The organism is Alkalihalobacterium alkalinitrilicum (assembly GCF_002019605.1).
Taxonomy (GTDB): Bacteria; Bacillota; Bacilli; order Bacillales; family Bacillaceae_F; genus Alkalihalobacterium; species Alkalihalobacterium alkalinitrilicum.
In genome coordinates this window covers 269,232-296,129 of sequence record NZ_KV917368.1, presented here as the reverse complement: position 1 = coordinate 296,129, position 26,898 = coordinate 269,232, and the positions used below count along the sequence as shown (strand labels likewise).

The 26,898-nt window shown below is 35.5% G+C and carries 37 protein-coding genes; 8 read left to right on the top strand and 29 right to left on the bottom strand.

The features are described 5' to 3' along the window. The first annotated feature begins 37 nt into the window (after positions 1–37). A complete protein-coding gene (locus BK574_RS01465) occupies positions 38–445 on the top strand; it encodes a hypothetical protein (protein ID WP_078427180.1) in 408 nt (135 codons plus the stop codon). 139 nt (positions 446–584) lie between these two features. Here BK574_RS01465 and BK574_RS01460 read toward each other — a convergent pair whose 3' ends face one another. The 8 genes from BK574_RS01460 to BK574_RS01425 form a co-directional block, all read right to left on the bottom strand. Continuing rightward, a complete protein-coding gene (locus BK574_RS01460; protein WP_078427179.1) occupies positions 585–1,775 on the bottom strand; it encodes an MFS transporter in 1,191 nt (396 codons plus the stop codon). A gap of 212 nt (positions 1,776–1,987) precedes the next feature. Then, the gene (locus BK574_RS01455; protein ID WP_078427178.1) at positions 1,988–2,545 is read right to left on the bottom strand and encodes a manganese efflux pump MntP; all 558 of its coding nucleotides are present in this window, start codon (positions 2,543–2,545) and stop codon (positions 1,988–1,990) included. Between the two features lie 42 nt (positions 2,546–2,587). Next, on the bottom strand, positions 2,588–3,088 hold the full coding sequence (locus tag BK574_RS01450) for a GNAT family N-acetyltransferase (RefSeq protein ID WP_078427177.1): 501 nt from the start codon (positions 3,086–3,088) through the stop codon (positions 2,588–2,590). 65 nt (positions 3,089–3,153) lie between these two features. Continuing rightward, complete coding sequence (locus tag BK574_RS26800) at positions 3,154–3,333, bottom strand: hypothetical protein (RefSeq protein WP_142247853.1); 180 nt, start codon at positions 3,331–3,333, stop codon at positions 3,154–3,156. Positions 3,334–3,819: 486 nt separating this feature from the next. Next, positions 3,820–4,173, bottom strand: coding sequence for a hypothetical protein (locus tag BK574_RS01440; protein ID WP_078427176.1), 354 nt, complete (start codon positions 4,171–4,173; stop codon positions 3,820–3,822). A 432-nt stretch (positions 4,174–4,605) separates the two neighbouring features. Next, entirely contained in the window at positions 4,606–6,168 is a 1,563-nt protein-coding gene (locus BK574_RS01435) for a long-chain-fatty-acid--CoA ligase (protein WP_078427175.1), read from the bottom strand. A 156-nt stretch (positions 6,169–6,324) separates the two neighbouring features. Beyond that, the gene (locus BK574_RS01430) at positions 6,325–6,741 is read right to left on the bottom strand and encodes a DUF1284 domain-containing protein (protein ID WP_158211480.1); all 417 of its coding nucleotides are present in this window, start codon (positions 6,739–6,741) and stop codon (positions 6,325–6,327) included. Positions 6,742–7,062: 321 nt separating this feature from the next. Further along, on the bottom strand, positions 7,063–7,287 hold the full coding sequence (locus BK574_RS01425) for a DUF3892 domain-containing protein (protein ID WP_075386321.1): 225 nt from the start codon (positions 7,285–7,287) through the stop codon (positions 7,063–7,065). A gap of 186 nt (positions 7,288–7,473) precedes the next feature. Here BK574_RS01425 and BK574_RS01420 point away from each other — a divergent pair, with 186 nt between their 5' ends. After that, entirely contained in the window at positions 7,474–8,850 is a 1,377-nt protein-coding gene (locus tag BK574_RS01420) for an amino acid permease (protein WP_078427173.1), read from the top strand. Here BK574_RS01420 and BK574_RS01415 read toward each other — a convergent pair. Both BK574_RS01415 and BK574_RS01410 read right to left on the bottom strand, forming a co-directional pair. Beyond that, on the bottom strand, positions 8,831–9,460 hold the full coding sequence (locus BK574_RS01415; protein ID WP_078427172.1) for a LysE family transporter: 630 nt from the start codon (positions 9,458–9,460) through the stop codon (positions 8,831–8,833). The genes BK574_RS01420 and BK574_RS01415 overlap by 20 nt on opposite strands. 166 nt (positions 9,461–9,626) lie before the next feature. Next, positions 9,627–9,887, bottom strand: coding sequence for a hypothetical protein (locus BK574_RS01410; protein ID WP_078427171.1), 261 nt, complete (start codon positions 9,885–9,887; stop codon positions 9,627–9,629). Positions 9,888–10,041: 154 nt separating this feature from the next. Here BK574_RS01410 and BK574_RS01405 point away from each other — a divergent pair, with 154 nt between their 5' ends. After that, entirely contained in the window at positions 10,042–11,139 is a 1,098-nt protein-coding gene (locus BK574_RS01405) for an alanine racemase (RefSeq protein WP_078427170.1), read from the top strand. A 218-nt stretch (positions 11,140–11,357) separates the two neighbouring features. Here BK574_RS01405 and BK574_RS01400 read toward each other — a convergent pair whose 3' ends face one another. After that, positions 11,358–11,909, bottom strand: a complete 552-nt coding sequence (locus tag BK574_RS01400) for a hypothetical protein (RefSeq protein WP_078427169.1) — start codon at positions 11,907–11,909, stop codon at positions 11,358–11,360. Positions 11,910–12,078: 169 nt separating this feature from the next. Here BK574_RS01400 and BK574_RS01395 point away from each other — a divergent pair, with 169 nt between their 5' ends. After that, on the top strand, positions 12,079–12,507 hold the full coding sequence (locus BK574_RS01395; protein WP_078427168.1) for a hypothetical protein: 429 nt from the start codon (positions 12,079–12,081) through the stop codon (positions 12,505–12,507). 262 nt (positions 12,508–12,769) lie between these two features. On the opposite strand, the gene BK574_RS01390 is transcribed toward BK574_RS01395, so the two are convergent. After that, entirely contained in the window at positions 12,770–13,267 is a 498-nt protein-coding gene (locus BK574_RS01390; protein WP_078427167.1) for a L,D-transpeptidase family protein, read from the bottom strand. A gap of 31 nt (positions 13,268–13,298) precedes the next feature. Here BK574_RS01390 and BK574_RS29100 point away from each other — a divergent pair, with 31 nt between their 5' ends. Beyond that, positions 13,299–13,553, top strand: a complete 255-nt coding sequence (locus BK574_RS29100) for a YqcI/YcgG family protein (protein WP_078427166.1) — start codon at positions 13,299–13,301, stop codon at positions 13,551–13,553. Between the two features lie 64 nt (positions 13,554–13,617). On the opposite strand, the gene BK574_RS01380 is transcribed toward BK574_RS29100, so the two are convergent. The 11 genes from BK574_RS01380 to BK574_RS01335 form a co-directional block, all read right to left on the bottom strand. After that, entirely contained in the window at positions 13,618–13,944 is a 327-nt protein-coding gene (locus tag BK574_RS01380; RefSeq protein ID WP_078427165.1) for an ArsR/SmtB family transcription factor, read from the bottom strand. Then, positions 13,944–14,372: an SRPBCC family protein gene (locus BK574_RS01375; RefSeq protein ID WP_078427164.1), complete on the bottom strand. Its 429-nt coding sequence runs from the start codon at positions 14,370–14,372 to the stop codon at positions 13,944–13,946. The genes BK574_RS01380 and BK574_RS01375 overlap by 1 nt, the downstream gene beginning before the upstream one ends. Positions 14,373–14,564: 192 nt before the next feature. Continuing rightward, the gene (locus BK574_RS27260) at positions 14,565–14,720 is read right to left on the bottom strand and encodes a hypothetical protein (protein ID WP_218970524.1); all 156 of its coding nucleotides are present in this window, start codon (positions 14,718–14,720) and stop codon (positions 14,565–14,567) included. Between the two features lie 5 nt (positions 14,721–14,725). After that, positions 14,726–14,938, bottom strand: a complete 213-nt coding sequence (locus tag BK574_RS01370; RefSeq protein WP_075386312.1) for a helix-turn-helix transcriptional regulator — start codon at positions 14,936–14,938, stop codon at positions 14,726–14,728. 187 nt (positions 14,939–15,125) lie between these two features. After that, positions 15,126–15,830, bottom strand: a complete 705-nt coding sequence (locus BK574_RS01365) for a hypothetical protein (RefSeq protein ID WP_075386311.1) — start codon at positions 15,828–15,830, stop codon at positions 15,126–15,128. After that, positions 15,815–16,018 carry an ATP-binding cassette domain-containing protein gene (locus BK574_RS01360; RefSeq protein WP_078427163.1) on the bottom strand — a complete coding sequence of 68 codons (204 nt, stop codon included), beginning with the start codon at positions 16,016–16,018 and terminating at the stop codon, positions 15,815–15,817. The genes BK574_RS01365 and BK574_RS01360 overlap by 16 nt, the downstream gene beginning before the upstream one ends. Beyond that, the gene (locus BK574_RS01355; protein WP_078427162.1) at positions 16,015–16,383 is read right to left on the bottom strand and encodes a GntR family transcriptional regulator; all 369 of its coding nucleotides are present in this window, start codon (positions 16,381–16,383) and stop codon (positions 16,015–16,017) included. Before BK574_RS01355 ends, BK574_RS01360 begins: the two co-directional genes overlap by 4 nt. A 118-nt stretch (positions 16,384–16,501) precedes the next feature. Beyond that, on the bottom strand, positions 16,502–17,791 hold the full coding sequence (locus BK574_RS01350; protein ID WP_078427161.1) for an FtsW/RodA/SpoVE family cell cycle protein: 1,290 nt from the start codon (positions 17,789–17,791) through the stop codon (positions 16,502–16,504). Further along, a complete protein-coding gene (locus BK574_RS01345) occupies positions 17,791–18,228 on the bottom strand; it encodes a PadR family transcriptional regulator (protein WP_158211478.1) in 438 nt (145 codons plus the stop codon). Before BK574_RS01345 ends, BK574_RS01350 begins: the two co-directional genes overlap by 1 nt. A gap of 2 nt (positions 18,229–18,230) precedes the next feature. Beyond that, positions 18,231–18,770 carry a sigma-70 family RNA polymerase sigma factor gene (locus BK574_RS01340; protein WP_078427159.1) on the bottom strand — a complete coding sequence of 180 codons (540 nt, stop codon included), beginning with the start codon at positions 18,768–18,770 and terminating at the stop codon, positions 18,231–18,233. 155 nt (positions 18,771–18,925) lie between these two features. Then, entirely contained in the window at positions 18,926–19,156 is a 231-nt protein-coding gene (locus tag BK574_RS01335; protein ID WP_078427158.1) for a DUF1450 domain-containing protein, read from the bottom strand. A 311-nt stretch (positions 19,157–19,467) separates the two neighbouring features. Here BK574_RS01335 and BK574_RS01330 point away from each other — a divergent pair, with 311 nt between their 5' ends. After that, positions 19,468–19,776: a PadR family transcriptional regulator gene (locus BK574_RS01330; RefSeq protein WP_078427157.1), complete on the top strand. Its 309-nt coding sequence runs from the start codon at positions 19,468–19,470 to the stop codon at positions 19,774–19,776. 18 nt (positions 19,777–19,794) lie between these two features. Then, positions 19,795–20,988 carry a chromate transporter gene (locus tag BK574_RS01325; protein WP_142247852.1) on the top strand — a complete coding sequence of 398 codons (1,194 nt, stop codon included), beginning with the start codon at positions 19,795–19,797 and terminating at the stop codon, positions 20,986–20,988. A 45-nt stretch (positions 20,989–21,033) separates the two neighbouring features. Here the strand turns inward: BK574_RS01325 and BK574_RS01320 are convergent, their stop codons facing one another. Continuing rightward, the gene (locus tag BK574_RS01320) at positions 21,034–22,521 is read right to left on the bottom strand and encodes a potassium/proton antiporter (protein WP_078427155.1); all 1,488 of its coding nucleotides are present in this window, start codon (positions 22,519–22,521) and stop codon (positions 21,034–21,036) included. A gap of 28 nt (positions 22,522–22,549) precedes the next feature. Beyond that, positions 22,550–23,110 (bottom strand): tyrosine-type recombinase/integrase, encoded by a 561-nt coding sequence (locus tag BK574_RS01315; RefSeq protein ID WP_078427154.1) that lies wholly within the window; start codon positions 23,108–23,110, stop codon positions 22,550–22,552. Positions 23,111–23,678: 568 nt separating this feature from the next. Between BK574_RS01315 and BK574_RS27255 the strand changes: the two genes are divergently transcribed. Continuing rightward, positions 23,679–23,816 (top strand): hypothetical protein, encoded by a 138-nt coding sequence (locus BK574_RS27255; protein WP_158211477.1) that lies wholly within the window; start codon positions 23,679–23,681, stop codon positions 23,814–23,816. Positions 23,817–23,918: 102 nt separating this feature from the next. Here BK574_RS27255 and BK574_RS01310 read toward each other — a convergent pair whose 3' ends face one another. The 4 genes from BK574_RS01310 to BK574_RS01295 all read right to left on the bottom strand — a co-directional run bounded on the left by BK574_RS01310 (position 23,919) and on the right by BK574_RS01295 (position 26,826). Next, positions 23,919–24,647 carry a P-II family nitrogen regulator gene (locus BK574_RS01310; RefSeq protein ID WP_142247850.1) on the bottom strand — a complete coding sequence of 243 codons (729 nt, stop codon included), beginning with the start codon at positions 24,645–24,647 and terminating at the stop codon, positions 23,919–23,921. After that, on the bottom strand, positions 24,625–25,374 hold the full coding sequence (locus BK574_RS01305; RefSeq protein ID WP_075386298.1) for a DUF1538 domain-containing protein: 750 nt from the start codon (positions 25,372–25,374) through the stop codon (positions 24,625–24,627). Before BK574_RS01305 ends, BK574_RS01310 begins: the two co-directional genes overlap by 23 nt. After that, entirely contained in the window at positions 25,371–26,063 is a 693-nt protein-coding gene (locus BK574_RS01300) for a DUF1538 domain-containing protein (RefSeq protein ID WP_075386297.1), read from the bottom strand. The genes BK574_RS01305 and BK574_RS01300 overlap by 4 nt, the downstream gene beginning before the upstream one ends. A gap of 376 nt (positions 26,064–26,439) precedes the next feature. Continuing rightward, positions 26,440–26,826 carry a hypothetical protein gene (locus BK574_RS01295; RefSeq protein WP_218970523.1) on the bottom strand — a complete coding sequence of 129 codons (387 nt, stop codon included), beginning with the start codon at positions 26,824–26,826 and terminating at the stop codon, positions 26,440–26,442. Positions 26,827–26,898 lie beyond the last annotated feature (72 nt).

Sequence of the window (26,898 nt, the reverse complement as noted above, 5' to 3'; positions counted from 1 at the left end):
TACATGATATGATATTCCATATCATGGAGGTGATCATATGGAAGAAACACTAAAACAAATTTTAAGTACATTAAGGCAAGTGGATAGTCGTTTAGGTGGATTAGAACATGGACAAAACCAATTAAATCTAGGGCAGAAAAAAATAGAAAAAGGACAGAGAAATTTAGAGCAAGGCATTTTACGTTTAGAGAACCGTCAAGAAAAATTAGAGGGCCGTCAAGAACGTTTAGAACACCACCAAGAAAGATTAGAACATCGTCAAGAACAACATGAGTTCAGACAAAAACAATTAGAATTCGGACAAGAAACAATGCAAAAAAATATCGTCAGTAGTCTTGGTGAGTTTACAGATCATATTATTGAACATGTTGACGCCAAAACATCTGCTCTAAATAAACACCTTTATTCTGTAGAATCAACTATTCACCGTCTCTCACGACAATAGGTTCGTTTTTCCTTCTATTCCCCTTTGCAGAATGAGTCTTACGTCTATTCGTTTCCTATTTTCATCATTATTTATCGTTTAAAAACACTAAGAAAATTCCTCAAGTAAAAAATTATATTATCCCAGCACTTCATCTTATTTATGTTTTTTCATTGACTTTAATAAAAAACGATACTAGTAATCCTATAAAAAGAATCGTTCCCAGTACAATGAAACTTAGTTTAAAACTTACTTTCTCAATTAAAAACACTGCTAATATAGGGCCTACACTTGCTCCGATAAATAAAATAAAAGCATTGAATGTCACGGCTGTTCCTCTTACCTTCTCTCCTAATACACTAACCATCGATATCGTAACGGGACAAACTAACGCTATACCCGCGACAAATATTATACTCATCAATACGATATTGAACATACTTGAGACGGCACCCAACATCGTTACCCCTACTGTCGCTAGTACTAATCCCGTACGCAAAATAAACGTAATACCATATTTAGCCGAAAGCCGACCTGCAAATGGAGCAAGACAAATTCCAACAATCCCAATCGCTCGAATCGATAATATTTCATGACTTGAAAATCCATAAACACTAGAACTTAAATAACTTCCTAGAATGGTATACATTGCAACTAGCGAAAACAACGTTATAAAGGTAATCATAAGGGTGAGTACTAACTGTTTATTTTTAAGTAAAATGGCCATCCTTCTAAAGTTATTCCAAACGGTTTCATCACTCATCTTTCGCTCATCTTTTGGAAGAACCCATATTACTAAAATACATGAAAGGAAATAAAGTGATGCAAGAATAAAGAAGACAAATTCCCAGCCCAAATATTCATGAATAGCACTACTCATCACTTGCCCGAAAATAGCCGCCATTAAAAAACCTGATGTAATAAATCCGATCGTCGTCAATCGTTTATGAACAGGATATACTTCTCCAACATAGACAAGAGAAATTGGAGCATACACAGAAGCAACAGCGCCTTGAATAGCTCTAAAAATTAACAGCAAATAAAAATTTTCAACAAAACCTATAAATACCGTTACAATGGTAATGGAACACATACCGATTATCAAAAAAACTTTCCGCCCATACTTGTCAGACAGTGCTCCAAACATTAAGCAACCTAATGCATAAAAAAGTGAAAATATACTTCCAACCCATGCCGCTTGTTGTAATGAAACTTGAAAGATTGTGCTAAAAGCAGAAATAAGTGGTATTGTTATATACATACTAGACAAAACAACAAGACCACACCAAAATAGGACAAGCGTCATTACAGAATAGGATCGGTCAAGCGTTTTCGTTTTCATTTGACCCATCTAATCCCTCCCTTGACCAAACTTCTCCCTTCATTTAAGTCAACGTTATTTTCAACGAATATAAATTAATATGCAGAAATGAACTCCTATAGAATAAATGGATTAGAAAAACACAAAAAACTAAACCGTTTCTAATAATGATTCCACTCCTCTAAAGAAGATAAATATCTGTAAATATAAAAAAACTCGATCGCAAACATACGACCAAGTTTCTATATCACCAAAATGATTAACGCTAAAAGAATGAACAACAAACCAGAAATCCAACCCGCATAGTCTTTAAATACCTTTAATGCAACCAAATGACCAAAACGCGAGCCTCCCCATATAAATATCAAACTAGTTATAAATGCTAACGCACTCGTGGCTACGATTGGATAACCAACTAACCCTCCTGAAAAACCTACGGCTAAAGAATCAATACCTAATGCAATTCCTAATACTATCGCAGCTTTCCAACCTAAATCGAAGCTCTTTTCTTCTGATTTCTCATTTTTTGATTTTTTTGCATCCCACAAAAACCAAAGTCCGATCAAAAAGAACACAAGAGAAGAAGCATAAATCAAGACATAATCTGGGAAGAACCCAGAGGTTAAACCTCCAAAAAATAAGCCTATTGCCATCGTTAATCCTGAAAAAACTGCAATAGTCGCAATGACTTTCCAAGGAATAAGCCCTTTCATCCCTAAGGAAAAACCAACCGCCAGATCATCAAGATTAGAAGCAACAACGAGTAGAACGATCTGCCAAAACAATAAAACTTCCTCCATTTATAAAAAATTTAGCCTTATCTATTTTAATTGCACACTATTCTAGACTTCAATCGAATAAATAAGGGTTGGTCGATCTTTTATTAGCGTTTCCTTATCTAAAGACATTCCTATTCTTTCCGCAACTTTAATAGATGGGATATTCCTCTCATAAATCATTGAGATCAATCGGGACAACTGTAACTTCTTCCAGCCAAAATCACGCACTGCTAATGCGGCTTCCGTTGCTAATCCTCGGTGCCAATAATTTCGAACAAATAGATAACCAATTTCCATTTCATTTTTGCCATCAACCATTTGTGGCACAATCCCACATTGCCCTACGAATGTACCTGTTTCTTTCAACTCACAAATCCAAAGGCCCACTCCATAATTTTCATAGTTCTTAATATTCCAGTTTATCCATTTTTGGGCCTCTTCCTTCGTCTTCGTAGACGTATAGTATTGCATAGCTATCGGATCTGAAAAAATCTCCATGAGTCTTTTTTCATCTTGTAAGTTCATTTCTCTTAACGTCATTCGTTCGGTTTCAATTCTTATCATGTCTTTACCCCTTATTGGTCGATCTCCATCTATCAGCAGTCTTTTATATTTGATAAGTCCATAAATCAATTTAGTTCTCTAATTTCGATATGCTTGTTTAATTTAATATTTAGCTTATCAAAATCTTTAATCTTTAATAGATCGAGATTAATTTCGACTTCTTTTCCATTCGTTAATATTAAGACCAATTTGTTGTCACTAATTCTACTTTCTTCAATATCCTGATAGTTTATTGTTCTCTTCATGCAAATGAGCCCTTTATGTATTAAAAGCATATCGTTTTCTAGCTGAATATATGTGATATCGCTTAACCGTAAATAATATGTTCCTATTGTAATACTAAGGGTTACGTTACATCCCATAATAAGAAAGACTATAAGCGTAAACACGTTAAATCCCATATTAAAGATGAAAAATAAACAGATAAAATGCAAGACCGCTACGACCAACCATAAAATTCCCATGGACTTCCATAAACTATTTTCTTTATATTTCAAATCCAACTAGCCCAACTCCCTATCACTTCTGTACCAATTTACTATACTATTTCTTTTTTTATTTGTAAAAATTAGTTCTTACTTGCTGATAACAAGTAGGAAAGCATAAGGAGACAGGCATATTCATTTACATGTTGGATACCGTTAAATCTACTATACTATTAACGAATTAACTCACAAAAAAATGACCCCCACTAAAATTTATTTTAGTGGGGAGTCTAATCTAAATAAAAACTAATCCCAACAAGACTTGCGTTTTCTTCTAACAACCCATTTCTCATCAAACTTTTTGTGCCTGAAATCGTGTTTGTGTCTGTGATGATGGTCTTTCTTTTTCTTCTCAGCTTCCTTACAGACAAGAACAACCTCATCGTGATGTTTTTTTCTTTTTTCTTCGACTTCTTTGCAAACTAAAATGATCTTATCATCGTCTTTCTTTTCCTTTTTCTTTTCTTCTACTTCCCTGCATACTAAGAAAATTTTATCATCGTCATCGTCTTTCTTCTTTCGATCATCATCTCTCTTCTTTTCATGATCAAAAATTAACTCTGCGAGAGATTCGAGTAAGTCTCTATACTTGTCACTCATTTCTTGCCCCTCCTTTCTAATAGTGATGTTATATACTATTAAGAATGGACAACGATTGGAAAGGCATATGGAGGACGGTAAATGACTTAATTTCTATGTAGCTTCTAATGAAAGGATTTCTTACAAAAAAAAGAAGGCAGCAATGCTACCTTAATCCCTGAACATTTATGATTATAAAGTGAAACTTCCTTCAGTGAGGGGTTTTCCTCTTCCCCCACTGATGGTTAGTTGAGGCCCACACGATGTGGGTCACACAGACTAAATGAGACAGGACCTGGCGCATTTAGTTTGTGTTCATAAGCTTTTACTGGCAGTTTATCCCCCATTTATCCTCTTTAATTCCTCGAAGTCTCGAAGTGGGGGTATTTTTGCCAGTTGTTGCGGGATAAAAACTCTTTTTATTATCGTCGGACTAATAGTAACATGCTAATACTAGTTCACGCTTCGTTCTACAGTTCCCCAATATTTTGCCCGAAGTGCTTTTTTATCTAGTTTTCCATAAGGTGTTAATGGAAAGCTCTTCACAAATTCAATGTCTTTTGGTCGTTTATATTTAGATAAGAGTTGTGAACAATGGAATAAGATCTCATCCTTGTTCGCATGATCATCAGCTGGGATAACGAGTGCTAACACCGCTTCTCCCCAATCTTCATGAGGAACGCCGATCACAGCTACTTGACTTACAGCTGGATGTTGTTGAAGCACATTTTCAACCTCAGTTGTATATACGTTCATACCACCACTAATAACCATATCTTTTTTGCGATCGAGTAAATAGACATAGCCATCTTCGTCAATCTTTCCTACATCTCCCGTGTATAACCAACCATTCTGAACAGTTTCTTTTGTCTTTTCTGGCAATTTATAATACTCATTCATAACATATGGAGACTGAACGACAATTTCTCCCTCTTCTCCTAAAGAAACCAATTCGCCGTTTGGACCAACTACTTTTACATTACACATTAACACTGGACGACCACAGCTTTTTAAACGGTGTACCGTTTCAGAATTTAAGGAATGATCTCGTTTAGATAACTTGGTTACAAAATTCGGACATTCCGTTTGTCCAAAAAATTGCAGGAATACAGGTCCAAATCGATCCAATCCTTCTTTTAGTCGCTGCTCAGTTATTGGTGCTGCACCGTAAATAATTGTGTTAATGGAAGAAACATCATAAGTATTTTCTTTCAATTCGTCGAGGATCCGATAGATCATCGTTGGAACCATAAAGGTAAATGTAATTTTTTCTTTTTCAATAATATTAAGGATTTCCGTTGGATTGAATTTTTGTTCTAGAACAATGGTTGCACCTCGGAGTAACCCTGTTTGAGTAAACAAACCTGCAGAATGAGAAAGTGGTGTTGATAATAACATCTTTTCTCCATCGACGATTTCTGTTTCAATGATGTGTGAGCAAATATTTATATATCCATTTCTTTGCGTGTGATAAACACCTTTTGGTAAACCAGTCGTTCCGCCCGTGTAAGCAAGTAAATATAAATCATCTGGTTGTGTATTTCTTTGTGGGTTTTCACTAGGTTGTTGAGAAATAAATTGTGACCAAGGTATAAATTGTGGTGGGCAAATTTCTGTTTCACAAATAGCTACAATATATTTTAGATGAGGTAAGTTTGCTTTAATTTTAAGGATTACATCGAAAAAGTTAGGTCCAACAAATAATATTTTTGCTTCAGAATCTTGTAAAATATATTGAATCTCTTTTTCAACTAACATATCATTTAACGGCACCTTCCCAGTACCCGTTTTCATAATTGCTAAATCCGCCATAATAAATTCTGGACAGTTTGACATAAGCAGCGCGGAACGTTCACCTGGTTCAATTCCTAATTCAATCATTGCCCAACTGCATTGGTTGGCTATTTGTTCGATTTGTGCATACGTATATTCTCTCTCTTTAAACTTAATGGCTGTCCGATCTTTATAGTTCGCAAAAGCCTGTTCAAACAGTGATTGCATTGTCTCCCTATACATACATACCCTCCCATAATATGAAATCCACTATTATTTTATATCTGTTTTCTAAAAATTTCAAATATTCTATCATGTGATTTAAAACAAGGATAATGGATATTCTTTCAAACCCCAATATTTTTAACTCACTATACCTAAACACCACCCGAACTTTATTCAATTATCCGTAGCTTTCAACTTTCGAATCGCTTCTTTACAAACTCCATAGGAAAGCCATTTACACCCCTTACAAAGAATATCTAGATCATCTGGCTCTACTTTTTCTCGTATTTTTCGGAATATCACTTTCTTCGAGTAAAAAAAGCCTGATCGAACTTGTAATTTCTCATTGATTCTGCGATCTAGCTCACGGATTTCATGGTCGACCTTACTAAAAGTAGTACAGTTATTTTGGACCATTGCTGGACAATGCTCACAAATTTCATCGGTATGTTCATTTATATATATATCAAAATCCAAATCTAGTTTTCGGTATAATGGTGCAAGGTGCTCCATTTTATTGATAAAGGATGGAGAATATCCATGGCCACTATAGCCTAATAAACATAATAAGTGGTGTCCACGTAAATCCAACCGCCCCACTCCTCTCATCTCGGTTTCTAAATGTATGTACTGTTTATGGTTCATAATATTCCAATGGTACAGGAGTAATGCATAGCTACAAGGTTATCTACTAAAATACCCTTTCGTTCAAAGATAATAGAATAAGTTTACATTTAACGAAAGTAGTTTATATATCTTCGACAACAAACCTTTTAATACCTTCATTTACTTTATACTATTAATCTTCAACTCAATTATGTAAACGTTTAATTTATTTTAGTTGACATTATAAATGAATAGAAAAGGATATTAATCAATTACGATTAATACCCTTTTTTAACAGTATTATTATTAAAACGTCGGTAAATTGTCTAAATTATTCGTTGGATCGCCATCAGCATCACTTCTTAAATGCATATCGCCATCACGGCCTTTAAAAACATTTACATGCTCTATCTCACCGTTTTGGGCCATCATCTGTGCTTGCTTATAATCAACAACTTGTCCGCTCGTTAATTTTAATTCCACGATATCACCATCATTATTTTTTCGAACTGCTACAACTTGTTGGCTCATATTAACTCCTCCTCAATTTATGGTGAAATATTTTACACCTTTGTCACTGAGTAGTGTTACATATTTTTTACTCACTATCCATCTTTCTACATAAAAGCTTAAAAACCCATCATTATAGAAATATCTTACATAAACTTACCGATATTTTCGAACAATACAATCATGGTTAAGGAGTGGTGATGTCACATGAAATCAAATTCCGCTGAACAAAAAGAAAAACCGTTACAGTGGTGGCAACTATCGCTTTTAGGTGTTGCTTGTACGATTGGAACAGGCTTTTTCCTTGGGTCGAGTATCGCCATCAATATGGCGGGTCCATCGGTTATTTTTTCTTATCTTTTAGCTGCGATTGGAACGTACTTCGTATACGAAGCACTAGCTAAATTAATGATAAATGATCCTCAGAAAGGCTCGTTTCGAACGTATGCCAAACACGCATACGGACGGTGGGCTGGTTTTACAAGTGGCTGGGTGTACTTTCTTTCTGAAATGTTAATTATCGGTAGTCAGATGACTGCCTTGTCTATCTTTTCGAGGTTTTGGTTTCCTAACATCCCTTTATGGGTGTTTGCTTCGATATATGCGGTTCTCGGACTTCTCGTTATCTTAATGGGGCCAGCAGGCTTTGACCGTGTGGAAAACCTATTAGCCGTTTTAAAAATCGCAGCGATCTTAATGTTTATTATTTTAGCAATCCTTGCGTTGTTTGGGTTATTAGGCGCAGGAGATGCAGAAGCGGTAAGAATTCCAAGAACATATGATACGGTGTTTCCGAATGGTATCAGTGGCTTGTTACCATCTCTTATTTATGGGTTTTATGGATATGCGGGTATCGAAATTATGGGGTTATTGGCCGTTCGCTTGAAGGACATGAATGAAGCACCGAAATCAGGGAAAATTATGTTGTTGTTATTAGCTATTATTTATATCTCTTCGATTGGACTAGCTCTAATGATGGTGTCATGGGATACATTTACAACTGAAAAAAGTCCATTTGTGACCGCGCTGAATCAATATAATTTACAGTTTGTTCCTCACGTATTTAATGGGGTTTTTATCATTGCAGGCTTTTCAACAATGGTCGCTTCTTTGTTTGCCATTATTCGTATTCTTGTCACGCTTGCTGAAGATCGTGATGCTCCAGCTGTTCTATCAAAACGTGTAAAAAAAGATATCGCCCTCCCTGCAATTGCATTAACAACAGGAGGGATAATCATTTCCATTGTTTTAGCTCTCATTATGCCTGGGCGGATCTATGAATATGTTACGACCGCAGCAGGACTCATGTTGCTTTATAACTGGTTTTTCATTCTTGGATCATACGGTCGTATATTGGAAATGACCTTAATGTCTAAAATAAAACGGCTACTAGGGTTTTCACTCGTTTTTCTTGGTGTGTTTGGAACGATATTCCACCAAACGAGTCGACCTGGTTTCTTTGTTAGTTTAGGTTTTATCGTCATTATCGGGGTCATCACATTAATAATGAAACATTTTTGGAACAAGAAATCGAATGATGATGATAATAACCCAAGCACACTTTTTACGAAAATAAAACAATAGCTGCTTGAATGCCAAAATATATCCCAAATCCAATTAACGATAACCCTGAAATAATTGAAATAATTGTAAGCAAACGATTTGTTAAAAACTTGCGCATCGTACTAGCAAGACCTGCCATTGTTAAGTCCCACACTGTAATACCAATAAATATGGCGGCACTATACAGAATAACTTTTCCGGTCCCATAAGTCGTAACCGTTTTCGCTAAAATGGAGCCAAAAATACCAAGCCAAAATAAGATCGTCAATGGATTAAATAAAGACATAAAAAATCCTGACATAAATGATTTTAAATGTGATTCCTTTTGGCTCCGCATATGACTTACATCCAATTGACTAGCACCAGAAAGACTTTCAATCCCTGTATACACGAGTACGAAGAAACCAAAGATCCATAAAAATGTTTGCATAAAGGGAATTTCTAAAAAATGGACAACACCAACAAATACTAACAACATGTAAAATGCATCCGCTACCGTTGCTCCTAATCCAACAAGCCACGCATGAAAGAAACCATTTTTAATGCCTCTATCGATTTGAGCTGCATTGACAGGACCAATCGGTGCTGCTAAGGACAATCCTAAAATAATATAACTAATAAATACACTCAACGTCTCACCCTCCAGACCAACCCATGTTTCATACAAAGGACAAACTATATGACTTGTACATTGTATTCAGCTGAGTTGGGACTTACGACTGGAGAATTTACTTTTTATGGACAAAAAAGAGATCGTTAATGAACGAGCTCCATTATATGATCTCCTATTCATATACTTACATAAAAACAGCTTTAATTAGCAGTGTGAAAATAAATACCACAGGAATAAAAGTAAGTATAATCCCTATATTTCTAGCACGCATATTGAACTGCATGATAAATCCGACTAACCATAAAACAAAAAACAACATATAGTACCATCTGTACGTCTCTGAATCCGTTTCGGCAATTCCAGGTCCACTCATCCATAGCGAAAACAACAAAACTACTACACCTGAAAACAGATTATAAATATGCCTTATTTTTTTTACATACATGTTCTCCCCCCTTTAGATTTGAAAGTAACTAAAGTTAACAATCACAAACCTTGAAAATATATCGCATATTTTTCCAACATTTTCTGTCATAATAGACGAAATGGATCCTATAAAAGTTTCATTAACTTCAAAAAAATGAGGTGTGATTGTAACGATGAAATCTATACAAACTCTTGATACTCCAACATTATTGCTGGACTTAAACAAATTAGACCAAAATTTAAATGATATTCGGGATATTGCTAATAAGAATGGAATAAAGTGGCGTCCACATATAAAAACACATAAAAGTATTAACATAGCCAGAATGCAAATCGAAAAAGGGGCATGCGGAATAACTGTTGCTAAACTTGAAGAGGCAGAAATAATGGCAGCAGCTAATATTACGAATATTTTAGTTGCCTACCCTATTGCTAAACCGCAAAAACTTGAACGTCTTAAAACATTAACTTCGACATCTCAAATCACACTAGCAATTGACTCAATCGAACAAGCTGAAATAGTAAACGACATCTTTAAAGGAACTATAAATCCGTTAGAAGTCTGGATTAAAGTGAACTCTGGGCTTAACAGGTGTGGTGTTGAAATCGAGGAAATTACAGAATTAGCAACAACGATACAAACGATGCAACATTTATCCTTAACTGGAATTTTTACACACGCTGGGCATTCATATGCTGCGACTTCCCTAGAGCAAATCGAAAACATTGCACACGAAGAAGCCTACTCAGTCATTCGTAGTGCTGAACTTTGTGAACAATTAGGCATCCCGATTAAACATCGAAGTGTGGGTTCAACACCAACTTTTAAGTATGCCGCAAGCATAAAAGGAATTACCGAAATTCGTCCTGGAAATGCTGCTTTCTATGATATGTGTCAAGTTGGGCTTGGTGTCACTAATCCTTCTCAATGTGCACTTACCGTCCTTGCAAGTGTCGTTAGTAAAAAGAAAGATCGTATCATATTAGATGCAGGAAGCAAAGCTTTATCATTAGACCAAGGGGCTCATGGTAACAAAAGTGTTGTGGGGTATGGAAAAGTGAAAAATCATCCAGAAATTATAATTGAACGACTTTCTGAGGAACATGGTGTGGGTGTATTTAAGGAGACGACACTAAAGATGAATGATACCGTTGAAATCATTCCAAATCACGCTTGTGTTGTTGCTAACCTCTTTTATGAATATGTGGTACACCGTCATGAAAAAATAGTGGCTAAATGGAAGGTGGATGCTCGTGGAATGATGAAGTAGGTTTACAAAAAGAGAGGCTGACTCTAAAATGCTGGCACTCCTCATATTAAAACTAAATAAACCTTTGGCAAGGTCTATTTAATAAATTGCTTTTCATTTAAGAGTTACCTATTGTCAAGGTCAGGGATAAAATTACCATAATTAATTATTGTACAAATGATCCAGAGTACCCGCATTGTTCGGCATTTATTAATGCACCTCTACTATTAGGACCAAATCTAGTTGATTTGGACTCCATTAAAAGTAGTAAAACCCTGGCTTTGTCCTTGGCCATTTAGTTTATCTTGTTCCTGACCACTTTGACTTTCTTGGCTCTGTGATTGACCATTTTGGGACTGTTGGTCATTTTTTTGACTATTATTGAACTGAGGAAGACTCTTCTGTTGCTGCATTTGTTGTAATTGCTCCTGAGACTGATTTATTTGTTGAGTCATTTGATTAAGAATTTTAAACGATTGGAGGGCTTGGCTTACATTACCTAACATCTGAGTTGCTTCCTGTATAGATTGTTCTAATTGGTGAAATATTTTTTGCTGTTCTTGTTGTGCTTGTCTACTAAATTGTTGCATTTGCTGTAACAATTGGCTAACATGTTGATCTGAGGACGACGAATTTACTGATTGGTTTTGTTGTTGCGTTGATTGCAGTTCACTTAAAGTCGATTGCATTTTTTTTAAATTACCGTGAAGTGGTATTAAATCTTCAACAGATGCCTCATCCGCCTTACCAGAAGTACTTTGCTCTTCACTTTTTTTTGTTTCTTGTTCCACCCCAAATTCCTCCTTATCTGATCTCTCTCAACGGAATCCCTTTTACTATTATAAACAAGATTCTTGACTTCTATTTGACAATCACTGTGTTAATAATTAACTATTTTTCTTTTAGGATGAGCACAATCAAAAACATTACCTTTGGACATAGTAAAATGAGGAGGTAATAATGAATAAAAAAATCTTGGCAAGTTTACTAATAGTACTCGCAATCGCAACAAGTGCTAATGCACAAACAAATAATAAAATAGAAGTATTTCATATAGAGAACGAACAAGTAATCAAAATTATTCCCTCTAATGAAGAAATTCAACAGGAAGCCAAATCCTTTATCGATGGAGTTACAAATATTCACAAAAAATTCGATCCGATTCCAAATCGAGGTTATATGGTAAAGGTGCCTTTAGAACCCAGCTATAAAGTAGAAAATCAATGGTTTAATGACTTTGTAGACCAAGTTATTATCATTTTCCCAGATAATGAGGATCCTTACTTGCTTTTGTTCAATGAGAAAAATTCACCGATTTTCTTGACCTTTAAAGGCAGTACAGACAAATTTTTAGAGAAAATAAATTTTAATCCATCTCATTCAGAATAAAATGAAACTTCCATCAGTGAGGGGTTCTCCTCTTCCCCCAACGATGTTTGGTTGATGCCTACACGATGTGGGTCATACAGACGTTGCCACAGGACGTGGCGCATTTAGTCTGTGTTCATTAAGCTTTTACTCGCAGTTTATCCCCCACTTATCCTTCTTTTATCCCTCGAAGTCTTGAAGTGGGGGTATTACTGCCAGTTGTTGCGGATAAAAAATAACAAACTCAATACAACCCATTGTGAAAGATCCGTTATCCTACAGATCACGGTCGAATACTTACACGAGTCCCAATAGGAACTGTACGAGCAAGTTCTTCAACATCAGGGTTAAACATGCGAATACATCCTCTAGAAACAGCTCTTCCAATTGATGCGGGATCGTTTGTTCCATGAATTCCGTAATGTTTTTTCGATAATGACATCCACATTGTTCCAAATGGTCCACCAGGATTAGGTGCTTTATTGATTATCACAAATTCACCAACTGGCGTTTGATGAAGGATCGCGCCAACAGCAATCGGATATACTTTTACGATGATTCCATTTTCCAATAATGTTAACGTACGATTAGATATTGAAACAACGATCGAATATGGAAGTAAACTTGGGTCTGGTAAACCTGGAATAATAATCGCCTGCCCTACAAAAATCATGTCTGGACTAACAATTTGATTCACTTGAACTAAAGTAGCGTACGGCACTCGATAATCTTCAGATATCCCCCACAACGTCTCTCCTGGCTTTACAATATGTTGATACATTTAATTTTCCTCCCGTTCATAACGTTGTTTTATTATATGGAGGACCTACAAATTTGTAGCGCAAATATTAAAAGAATATTCGATTAACTCTCGTCAATTCGGTAAGTGTTCAACTCTTGTTATTTTCTTAAAGACATCATCCTCAGATAATTTAAAAGTTGAACACTACGAAAAAATTCATTGGAAATTGATAAACCAACTAACTGAACACGATGAAAAAGAATGGCCCATTCATATTCCTAAAGATCCCCAACAAAATGTCCTTTCGTTAATGCTCATTCGATAATTAAGGGGTCTACACACAAAAAAGGATGACATCTATAGAGTATGCCATCCTTTTTTAGCTAATCTCAGTTTTCATTTTGATTTTCAACTACATGCCTCAACATTTCCATTTTATTATCCCAAAACTGCTCGTAAAAAGATAACCACTGCTTTAATTCCATGAGAGCTTCTGCTTGAAGTTTATAGCGAGTTTCACGTCCAACTTTTTCAACACTAACGAGGCTCGCTTCTGATAAGATCCGTAAATGTTTTGAAACAGCTGTTCGACTCATCGGAAAGTGTTTACTAATCATCGTGACTGGCATTTCTTCATTAGCTAACAGCTTTAACATCTTTCGTCTTGAAGGGTCTGCTATTGCTTGAAACACATCATGTTTTTGTTCTGCAGACATTATCCCTCAACTACTTTACGTAATGCTTCATGAACAATCGACTCCCAACCGTGATTCATGCGGTCGCTAATTTCGGCATTCGTCTGCTTTGGTCCAGGTCCAGGTATAACTTCATCAGGTTCTCTCCAACCAGAATGGATGAGCGTAAATTCGGTCTGATCTCCTAAATCTTTGAGCTCAAAACTTACTTTCCAACCAGCTTCCCCCCAAGAAAAAACAAGTCGTTTTGGCGGATCTAGTTCTAAAACCTTACACGGGGTCGGGCCAAACGGTGATTGGATTGTAAATTCATATCCGAGCTCTTTTTTAAAGTCATTCGGCATAAACCATGAGTCAATCCCTTCTGAAGTTGCAACAGCATTCCAAACCTTGTCAATTTTTGCATTAAATACAGCATGTTTACGAATATCTAAAGTAGATGGCATCATTTTTCCTCCAATATGTATTTATGCAACCAAATGGTTTCGTATTTATTTTACGAAACTTTTTGGTTGCATGTCAACGGTTAATTAATTCTATTGTATTTTGTTTCGTATTGTCTTGGAGTATGCGATGAATGTTTTAAAGCGTTAGAAATAAAAGTTGCGAGCTACAATTCTAGCTTCGCATTCCCATTTATTCTAGTAGTTTAATAGGTTAATTACGTTTCGATGCCCTACTGGAAATGCACCAGTATAAATCGTCGCAAACGTAAATAAAGCTGTATACACTAAAAACATACATCCAAAGAAGAAATATAATCCTCTTGAACCTTTTTTAAAACTTTTCGTTATCATCATACTTACACCTCTCTAAGATCGTCTTCATCCATCAAAAAAACATTCTCCACTATCGTGTCAAACTTGCGGGCAATTTGGATCGCTAGTGGTAAAGAGGGATTATACTTCCCACGCTCAATCGATATAATGGTTTGCCTTGAAACGCCGAGTAATGTTGCCATTTTTTCTTGTGAAATTCCTTTTTCTTGCCGTAGTTCTTTCATCCGATTTTTCATTTGACCAACCCTCTCTACACCCCAATTTAATGTAAAGGTCACTTTACTGTCAAGGTTACTTTACAATAACAATTGAAAATAAATGGACCTACAAAAGCCTGTCACGCTATTTTAGAGCGTAACAGGCAGTAGCGGTTCTAGTATTTATGACCTTATTTGATCTATGAAATAGATAGATTCTCTTTCTTTATCTCGTTGCTACACCTGTGGTCGGTGCGTCTTTTAATAGCAACCAATTTGGTAACATTGCTAAGATCGATAATAGTATGATAGAAATATAGTTTATATCAATATAGGTTCCATTCGTTCCTACAAATATATCTAGGAGAATGTTTCTAGTTGTTGGGATAATTAAAATCAGCGCAAACATGACAATTCCACTAAATCCACCAACTAAACCTAAGCGGTAAAAGAGTGAACTCATCATAAAGCCTACCTGCAATAAAAGAAAACAGATAATGATATTAAACAGCAACTCATTATACCAAGTAGCTGCAATCGTGGTTCCTTCTAATACCATAAAATGATTAAAATTATCTACGTTGGTCAGACTTTTCATAGCGATCGAGAGTTGGTTAACGATTACTGCGAGAGCTGACATAAAAGTTGCTAAGATTAAGTTAAAAACAAGCGCCGAAAAAACGTATTGATTTCTCGTGGAACCGAGCTTGATTAGAAATGGAAACGTTTCCTTCGTCATCAAAAAGCCACTAATAGCACAAAAAAGAAAAACGGCAAAACTCATGGAGAATCCTACATACATATCTGAATTTAATGCAGCTATCACAAAAAATACAACTGATGATAACAGTAATACCGACCAAAAAATCGTCACACTATAACGATGATCATACACGAAAAAAGATAAATTTCCTTTTAGTTCCTTAAGCATGTATCTTTCCTCCTTTTTCTTCTGTCAAATAAACCATCAACTGTTGTACATTGCATCAATGTTGTTTTGCCAGCTCCATTTCGCCCTAACAAACCATATATTTTATCTTCTTCAAACGTAACAGATAATTGATCTAACGCTTTTTTTGCCCCAAATTCTTTCGTTACCTCTTTTACATGAATGTTCAATTCGTTTCCCCTCTTTCTAATAAGTCTTTTAATTCACCTACACTAATGCTTAGTTTTTCAGCTTCATTTTTTAAAGGGACGATATAGTCTTTATAAAAATCTTGCTTTCGTTTTCCTAAAATAATCTCCCTTGCTCCCTCAGCTACAAACATACCGATCCCTCTCTTTTTATAAACAATTTCTTGATCCACAAGCTGATTGATTCCTTTTGCTGCAGTTGCTGGATTAATCTGATAAAACTTTGCAAATTCATTAGTAGATGGCACTCGATCTCCTTCCTTAATTGAACCATCCAAAATACTGGACTCAATCTTTTCTGCAATTTGTTGATATATTGGCTTACCTTCTTGTAAGTTTGATTCCATCTTGTCACCTACTTCATTGGTTAGTTACTCATGTAATTAACCATACAACCAATATGGTTAATTGTCAATAGTTGTAAAAGAAAATAGGCGAAGCATTTCTGCTTCGCCATCATATTCGTTAATAATTTTTAGTCTCCATAATGAGATCTTTTCGTCGGTATACACTTAAAATCAGTCCAACAATGATGGAATTGGAGAGTAAATGTGTCCCTCCATAACTCATAAACGGTAAATGAATGCTAACGACTGGTAAAAAGCCTAAAGACATCAAAGTATTTACAAGTATAGGAAAGGCAAGAAGTATTCCCCCACCAATGACTATGTTTTTTCCGAAAGAATGCTTCGTTTTGCACGAAACTTTGACGATACGAAATACTAATAAACCTAATAAAAAAGTTAATAGAATTCCTCCTCCCCAACCAAAAACATATATGATATAAGGAAAAATCAAGTCGGTGTGAGCTTCTGGTAACCTTCTTACTTGTTCATACACATTCCCTTGACCAAACCAACCAGCCCCCGCAATCATTTCTTTAGTTATGCTCGTCACATACCCCCAAGTATCCCGATATTGTTCTGGATTTAAAAAGGCTACAAATCTTTCTTTTTGATGCGGGGGTGCAATAACCCAATAGATATTAGACAAAATGAACGCCCCAATCATCGACAGCCAGATAAACTTCTTATGTACTAAATTGTTACGGCCATTCACATTCAGCATCACAAGTACAGCGATAAAATACATTATCGAAAAAATGTAATAACCATTTATGATATAAAGTCCGATTGGGGCCAAAAACAAGATCGTTAACATAAACATTCGCTTAAATTGAAGTTGTTGAAGCAGACTTGACCATGCTACATATAAAAGAAATAGAGTGAATGTTATATCTAGACTAAAATTCCCTATTACTAAAAACTTTTTCCCAGCTACCACTGCTCCATAAAAAAAAATATAAATAAGGAGTAAGGTAGTACTTCCGTATAAGAAAACCCCTAATCGTTCTAGCTTTCGGTAATCAAAAAGCATAACACTTAACACAATCACGATTCCAATTACATTAAAAACCATTTTCCTTTCAAACAACCCTTCAATCACTGTTGAAAGTGTATACATTGGAATTAAACTCATCACAATGATTGCCGTAAAAAGAAAGAAAAGAGACCAATCTACTCTCGGTCGATGCAATTGGTTCATCTCTTGCCCAAGCATAATAGGGTTACCCATTTGTTCTATCGCTAGTTTGCAAGCCTCTTCTTCCGTATGCCCCTTCCGTTTCAAAGAATCATTTTGTTCCTCGATGTGACCTAATAATTCTTGTTCAACTAAAGCTTGCGCTTCTTTTGATTTTATTTCTGTTTTTACTTTTTTTATAAAGGATTGAAGTAACTCGCGATTTTCGGGCATCACGCTGAGCCTCCTTCAAGCACTTCTTTCAGTACGAACGACTTGCCCGATTCTTCTTTTGCCTTACTAGCTAAAATTCTTTTTCCTATGGAGGAAAGAGAATAATATTTTCTATTTTTATCATCCTCTATTTTCCACTCAGAACGAAGAATTCTCTTCTGTTCAAGTCGATGGAGCAGTGTATATAACCTTCCCTCTTGATCTTTAAAGGTATGATCGTCTTTTTCACTCATGTTCTCTGCTATTTGGAATCCTGTTAACGATCGGTCGTTAATGGTATTCAACAGAACGAGTACCGTCGTCTCATCCCATTTGAATGGATCTTTTTCCGCTTGAATTGTTTCTTTAACAGCCTGACGACGCTCTTCAGAGAAAGAAACATTATGAAATACGTTATGTTTCAACGCTTTTTTTAATCCTTTTAATCGATCTTCCATGTTCATCCCTCCTTCATCATTTCCTTCAATAATTGTCTCGCTCGTTTTAATCTTGTTTTTACAGTATTTTCATTTATCTTTATGGCTTGGCTAATTTCTTTCATCGAAAACTCTTCGTAATAATGCAGGTAGATGACTTCTCGATACTTTACTTCTAGTCGAAAAATAGCTTCAACTAATTCTTCGTCTTCTGATTTTTTGATGATCTCTTCATCAATATTATTCGATGTTGTAAGTAAATCTGATAGTTTTTCAGCGATGGTTACTTTCCTGTGATGCCAACTTTTTACGTAATCTTTACAGTGATTACTACCAATTCGATAAAGCCAAGTTTTATAGCTCGATTGATGTTTAAAAGTATGTAAACTTTTATAGCATTTTATGAAAATTTCTTGTGCTAAGTCCTCTGCTAGCGTCATGTCCTTCACGTATGTATAAGCTAAACGAACTATATCTGTTCCATATTCCATCATTAAATAATCTAGCACTGCTTCTTTATCTTTATCCGTATCTATAATTAGTACTGCGTTTGTCTCATCCATTCTAGTTTCACCTCATTTCCATACAACATAATAGACGATCCCATCCTTCATTTGGTTTTCCTAATTAAAAAGTTTTTTGCACGAAATAAAAACGACAGCACACACTGTCGTCAACTATTTCACAAATAAGTTAAGTAAAAAATCAAACTCAAATATTACTTGGCTTTTTTTAAGATTTGTTTATTTATTTTCTTGTATAGTTCTTCATCCGTATCAGATTTAATCACTTTTTTCCCGTCAAGTAAACTAAAAGGACAACGTTTACACGTTTTACACTCTCCCACGCAGCCTTTCCGTTTTACGATTAATTCGGGAAACATTTCTTTTAAATTTTTAAGTACCTTTTTGGATACGTCGTTCTCTTTACAAAAGTAGATCTTCTTCATCTGGCATCCACCCTTTAGTAGCAACTAATTGATAATCATAATCATTATCAACATACTCATCATACCAAAGGTGGTAACATACGTCACTCTTTTTTTCTTTCGATGACTAACCGTTTATTTGGACTTTTTTTAAGTTTGTAATAGATAATTTTTCATTAATTTCTAATGGTCATATAACTTTGTTAATTTCTTATTAATAATGTAAATTTACTGTGTTTTATTAGTCACACGGATTGTTTCTTTACTAAAATTTTGTTATTTTTATAATATCGTTTTTCGATATTGACACCTAAACTGAAAGGAGATCACAATTGGAAGATAAAATTTTACGGAAATTATTTTTAGGATTTATCCAAATACATATTTTGCATCATGCAAAGCAACATCCGATTTTTGGCTTATGGATGCTCGAGGAACTGAAAGAACATGGATATAACATAAGTGCAGGAACATTATACCCTATCCTTCACAATATGGAAAAGGACGGTCTATTGTTTAAAGAGGACCGAAATGTTGAGGGGAAAATTAGAAAGTATTACTCAACGACGGAAAAAGGTGAAGCTGTACTCGTTGAAGCAAGAAACAAGGCGTATGAACTTTTCAAAGAAATTAAAGATTAACAAGATAGGTGGGAAATGATGTCTAATCAAAAAGAAAGCAAACTTAATACCCTCTTGGAAGTGTTACTCGTCTCAACTAGGCTAGGGTTCACATCATTTGGAGGACCTATTGCTCATTTAGGATATTTTCACGACGAGTATGTTCGAAGAAGAAAATGGATGGATGAAAAAGGTTATGCAGACCTCGTTGCCTTGTGTCAGTTTTTACCTGGCCCTGCAAGTAGCCAAGTTGGGATCGGCATTGGAGTAATGCGTGCTGGATTATTAGGAGGAATCTTAGCTTTTATTGGATTTACTCTTCCTTCTGTTATCGCGCTCATTATTTTTGCTGTCGTCCTCAATCAATTAGGTTTTGGAGACTATGGCTGGATCCACGGTTTAAAAATCGTTGCAGTCGTAGTCGTAGCACATGCCATTCTCGGGATGGCGAAAAACTTAACTCCAGATCTACATAGACGAACGATTGCTTTATTTGCAATTGTCCTTACTTTACTTTGGCAAACGGCATTTACACAAGTAGCCATTATCATACTAGCTGGCTTTGTCGGGTACTTACTATATAAACAGCAGGCAATGGATGATCCACCATCTAGTGAGAAGTTCCCGATTTCTCGTCGTTTTGCATACGGCTGTTTAACCCTTTTCTTCGGCTTATTGATTCTACTTCCTATTTTGCGGGAGGCTACCGCGATCAATTGGATTTCAATGTTTGATAGTTTTTATCGTTCTGGTGCCCTCGTATTTGGTGGTGGGCATGTTGTTTTACCTTTACTTGAGCGCGAATTTGTTCCGACAGGTTGGTTAACGGAAGAACAGTTTTTAGCTGGTTACGGTGCAGCACAGGCGGTACCAGGACCTTTATTTACCTTCGCCGCTTACATTGGAGCCGTTATTAACGGTTGGCAAGGTGGCTTATTAGCAACAGTGGCGATCTTTTTACCCGCCTTCCTACTCATTTTAGGGACTTTACCATTTTGGGCTTCATTACGCCGCAACCCGAAAATTAAAGGGGCTTTAATGGGTGTCAACGCTGCCGTTGTCGGCATTTTAATTGCAGCCTTATACCACCCGATATGGACTAATTCGATATTAACAGCAATCGATTTCGCGTTTGCAGCAGTCTTGTTCAGCATGCTAGTGTTTTGGAAACTGCCTCCTTGGGTCATTGTGTTAACTGGTGCCATCGGTGGCTTCCTATTGTCATTTCTGTAATCTTCAATAGAAGAAGAGTGGGCCTTTACGGCACTCACTCTTCTTCTATTCCTCTGCATCTTCTATAACTTCTACATTTAACATTTTGGTTAATGGAGCTTTACTTTCTCTTGACGTTAAAATATATAAAATGTCACCTGATTTCAACCTCGTTTTTCCTCGTGGCGTAATCAACTCACCTTCTCGAATAACAGCATTGATTAATACCTTTTTCGGAAATGTTACTTCCATAATTCTCTTTCCATTAATTTGATGTTTTTCATTCACTTCAAATTCAATAATTTCAGCATTGGCCTTTCCAATCGACACAAGTTCTAATGAATGTGGCGAGTTCGCTTTAGGTGGACCCGTTAAACCTAATTTTTTTGCAAAGAAAGAAATGGATGATCCTTGGACAAGAGCCGACGTCAAAACAACGGCAAATACAACATTAAAGAACATCTGACTGTTTTCAAGCCCAGCTATCATCGGGAACGTCGCTAGAACAATCGGTACCGCACCTCTTAGACCTGCCCAAGATAAGAAGATTTTTTCTTTCCAATTATATTTCATACCGATTGTACAAATAAACACAGCTACAGGTCTGGCTACTATAATTAAAATAAATGAAATTAACAGCCCTTTAAGTAAGATTAAATCGGCAAAAAGCTGACCTGGGAAAATGAGTAATCCTAAGATAACAAACATTAAAATTTGCATCATCCACGCAAAACCTTCATTAAATCGGAAAATGGAATGACGATACGTAATTTCCGAGTTCCCGATGACTAGTGCCGCAACATAAACAGCCAATAATCCACTCGCTCCAATAAGAGCAGTAACGCTGTAAGTTAACAAAGCAAATGCTAGCGCAAATACGGGATACAAACCACTCGAGTCTAAGTTTATTCGATTGATTGCATAAGTTGCGAGCCTTCCAAAGGCCAACCCAATCACAAGACCAATTCCCATCTGCCAGAAGAAGCTTCCAACTAATAATAGATAATTGGGTTCATCTGCGAGAATTAATTGAATAAAAGATAGCGTTAAAAAAACGGCCATCGGATCATTCGTACCTGACTCAGCTTCTAAAGTGGCTCCCATTCTCGCTTTAATATTTTGCCCTTTTAAAACGGCAAATACAGCTGCAGCATCGGTTGACCCTACAATCGCACCAAATAATAACGCCTCTAACCAAGACACATCAAGGACAAGTTTAGCCGCTCCAGCTACAACAGCCGTTGTAATAATTACACCGAAAGTAGCTAATGAAAGTGAAGGAACTGCGACTCTCTTAACATTTGACCATTTCGTTTGCAAACCACCTTCAAACAAAATAATGACTAGCGCTAAAATACCGATCAACTGAGCGAGTTTTGCATTATCAAAGTATATGAGTCCGAGACCATCGCTTCCTGCGACCATTCCAACGAGTATGAAAAGCACGAGCGCTGGTACGCCAATTCGTGTAGAAAACTTCGTCGTTAACACACCAATAATGAGTAAAAGTGCGGTTAACAAAATAAAATAGTCTAGATTAAAGGTACCTCCCATTTCGTTATGTTTCTCCTCTCTATACTATCTATAAATTAACGTCAATTTTAATTTTTTTCTCTATTTTGTTTTTATCAATTCCTAAATAATTATACGTTTCTAATGGAGTTGAGTGGTTGAAATGTCTTTGTAAGATTGAAATCGCCACTCCTCTTACATAAGCATGGTAACCAAATGTTTTTCGTAATGTATGTGTCCCAATGTTTTGCTCAATCCCAACAGATCTTGCAACATTATTTATAATTCGATACGCTTGCTGGCGAGTAATCGGTTGATTCCCCTTTTTTGATTTAAAAAGAAAGTCTTCCTTTTTTGTATTGTGATGGTCCATATACAGCTCTATTGCTTCTTTAACTTTAGTATTAAGATAAATGTACCTCTTTTTTTCATCATTAAATTCGTAGTATTCCTTCACAGATTTATCTTCTGTTAAAATATCCTGCACTTTAAGTTGTAATAATTCCGTTACTCTTAAACCAGTATTAATACCGAATACAAAAAAAAGATAATCTCTCTTAGATTGATTTAGTAATATTTTCTTCATTTCATCTATCTTAGTTTTATCTTGAATCGCTTCTACATATTGCATCGGTTCCTCCAAATTACAAATGTAACATAACCCTATTATATTATATAACTATGTAACATTACAAAGATTTAAACCTCGATTTTTTATCAATTGAATAGCAATTAAACAAACATCATTGCTAGCTCAAAACACCCTATTATCAAAGTTGCTTTTTATTATGGAAACACTTATACTATTTTATAAAAAATCGATGGTGTTTATATGAAAAATATCATTAAAATAACTACATTTTTTTGTTTGTTCTATTTGGTCATTTCTTTACACCTCGGTCATGATCACCATGTAATGGATGAAAATGATCAAGTATATTCATATACATCGCCGAGCTCATTTGAATTGAGTACAGGTAGCTCTGGAAATAAACAAGATTTACGAAGAATATCTTTCTTTTTTCCAAATTCGATGGAAAATTTCACTTTTTCCTTACCAACCCATGATCTATTTCTAGGCGATGTACAGAAAAGTAAAATCATCGGTACCCTTTTTCCAATTAAATTTCAAAGTACATTCATCTCCCTATCGTCTTTCCAAAATATTTGAAAAGAAATTGAATATAGGAGATGAATTAATGGAATCTAAAAAGAAAGAAAAATTGCCACCTGAAATAAAGGACCCCATTCGTAGCATTGTTATTTCTATCATTTTAATGACCGTTGTGTTTTTATTCGCTCACTTTGTCTTAGGTTTAGAAGTTTTTCCAGACTAAATCCATGTACACACTCTTCTGGACATTTGTCTAATAAAAAGCGTGTAAAAAAATCCAGTCAGTTGACTCACTGACTGGATTTCTATTTACATTCCCTCTTTTTTATCGACCGAACTTCTCGTTGACCATTTCATTTAATATATGATTAATTCCAACGGTTCGTTCGACATCTAAGACAAACGCAATTCCCTTACCAGGCTCATCTAAATGAGCTTCTTTCATAATCATCGTTAAGACATCATCTGTCTTTTCACGGTCAATTAACGTAAGTACGATTTCCTTTTCAGGTTCAATTAATATATTGAAGAATTTAGCTTGTTCATGGATACCCGTGCCTCGACCTGTTAAGATTGTTCCTCCTTCTGCACCAGCTTTCTTTGAGGCTTCCACAACTTTATCGGAATCACCTTTGTTAATTATAGTAACGATTAGTTCATAATGAATAGTTTGTTCTGGCATAGGTATATTCCTCTCTTCCTCTCGTACTGTATTATTTTCTATTGGTACATTTAATAAGTGACAGATCCCACCAACATGCTTTAAATCAATAACCATACCGAGACCTTTTCCAGGCTCATTTATTTTACAATCAGTAACAATCGTATTTACAACATTGTTCATTATATTAGTCGAAGCAAGTGTCAAAATAATTTCCTTTTCTGGTTCAACTGGAATTCCTAAAAATGTTTTATTTTCATGAATTCCAGTTCCTTTTCCAAGCAGGATTGTACCACCTTCTGCCCCAGCTTTTTTAGTCGCTTTAACAATATTTTTTGCTTGTCCTTTTTTAACTACAGTAATCATTAGCTTATGCTTCAGATTTAACTTCATCTTTACTTCTACCTCCCTTACGCTCATAGAGGACACCTAATGTTAATACCGATAAAATGGGTGATAGCGCAACGAGTGCAATCATACCAAATCCATCAATAAGTGGGTCTCTTCCTTCGATTACAGAAGCTACCCCAACAGCAATTGCTAAAATAAAAGTAACCGTCATCGGTCCCGTAGCAACACCACCAGAGTCAAATGCAATCGATGTGAACGTCTTTGATGAAAAGAACATCATAATAATAACAATTAAATAACCAGGAATAATAAAATACCATAAAGGAATTCCTAATAATATACGAACCATCGAAACAGCAATGGAAACAGCAACACCAATCGATAACGTATAAAGCATCACTTTTTGTGAGATATAACCACCAGACACCTTTTCAACTTCATGATTTAAGATTCGTACAGCTGGCTCGGCGAATGTAGCAACAAAGCCAAGTACAAATCCGATTGGGATAAGGACCCAGTTATATGAGAGACTGCCTAACGTTTCGCCGATCAACTCTCCAGCAGGAAAGAAACCAACATGAACCCCTTGTAGAAAAAGAGCGAGCCCAAAAAATGAAAGAATGAAGCCTTTCCCGATGTTAATAATTTTCTGTTTCTCTAATTTCAAAAAGAAAAATTGAAAAATAAGAAAGAAAATAATTAATGGTAGTAAGGCAAACGTGACTTCAAACAGCACATGGCCAAAACCTTCGAAAACATTAATTTTCACCCGTATATCACCCCTAATAACAAAACAGCCAAAATCGGACCAATTGAGGCAAGTGCAACTAATCCAAAACTATCACTAGAAGACGTCTTCCCCCTTAGTACAGAGGCCACTCCTACTCCAAGAGCTAATATAAATGGTACGGTCATAGGACCAGTTGTAACCCCACCAGCATCGAATGATATTGGTATAAAATGTGCTGGAGTAAACGCTGCTAATAAAAATACCAGACCATAGCCACCTAAGAGTAACCACTTAATTGAAATATTAAAAACGATTCTTAACATTGCTAATGCTACAAATATCCCAACACCCAGTGCTACGGAGTAAACTAAGATATTTCGGGAAATTTCACCGTTCGATACTTGGTCAATTTGTAATGCAAGCACTCGGACATCTGGTTCTGCAACTGTAACGACAAAACCGAGTAGAAAGCCAAAGAAGAGAATTAAACCAATTTTCTTCGTTTTTGGTAATGCTGATCCTACCATTTCCCCTACTGGTAGTAATCCAATATGTACACCTAATAAAAATAATATTAAACCTAAGCTTACCATGACAACGCCTGCCAAAAATTGAAAAAACACTTCCATAGGCAACCATATCAAAGTAAATTGTAAGATAACAATTACAAGTGTAATGGGTAAAATAGCATACACAACTTCTTTTACCGTATCTTTTATATCTTGCATCTAGTTCTCCCCTCGTACAATTTTTTCACTAAGTACTCATTAATTTATTTCTTTTTATCTTTATAAAATACCTCTTTTATTATAATTGAAACTTTCAAACATAAAATAAAGTTAAATAACTTAATTTGACAATCCTTTGAAAACGGATGAGTTAAAAGATATAACTTATTAATATAAATTCCTTATAAGGCACTTTTTTTCATATGGCCATAAAAACTTGTTTACTTTCTGTAATATTAATGCTATATTAGAAAAGCGATGAGCTCATTGTGTAAGTCGATAAACACGCCATAACTGGTAATGCACTATGTGGAGTGCAGTTTATCGCCTCAATACGCGAAGAAGACGTCCTAATGGGCGTCTTCTTTTTTATTATCTATTGATTTTTCTCCATTAAACCCATTAAGTTTTGGTCTTTTTTTATTACATTCCATTTTCTTATAGCTAAAATGATAGGCCCCATTAAATAATCGGATCGAAATGGAACTTTAAACTTTACCATTAATATAACGACAGAGCAAGCCGACAGAATACCAACTAAAACGGGATTTATTAATATTAAATAGCTAAACATGTACATTAATAAATACATCAAGGAAGACCAAGCTAAGTTCCAACCATGTAAAAAATAAATCGCATTGAACTTTTTCAACCCAAACCATTCAACCACAACTGAAGTTAATATCCATTTACTTAAATAAAACACTTGTTTAAACAAGTTATTGGGCATATTAGATAGAAATAACAAAGTTAATAAAGGCATAATGGCAAATAGATGAATTCCCCGAACCCACCTTACATTTAAGTAATTCGACTTGTAATCCCAAAGGATAAA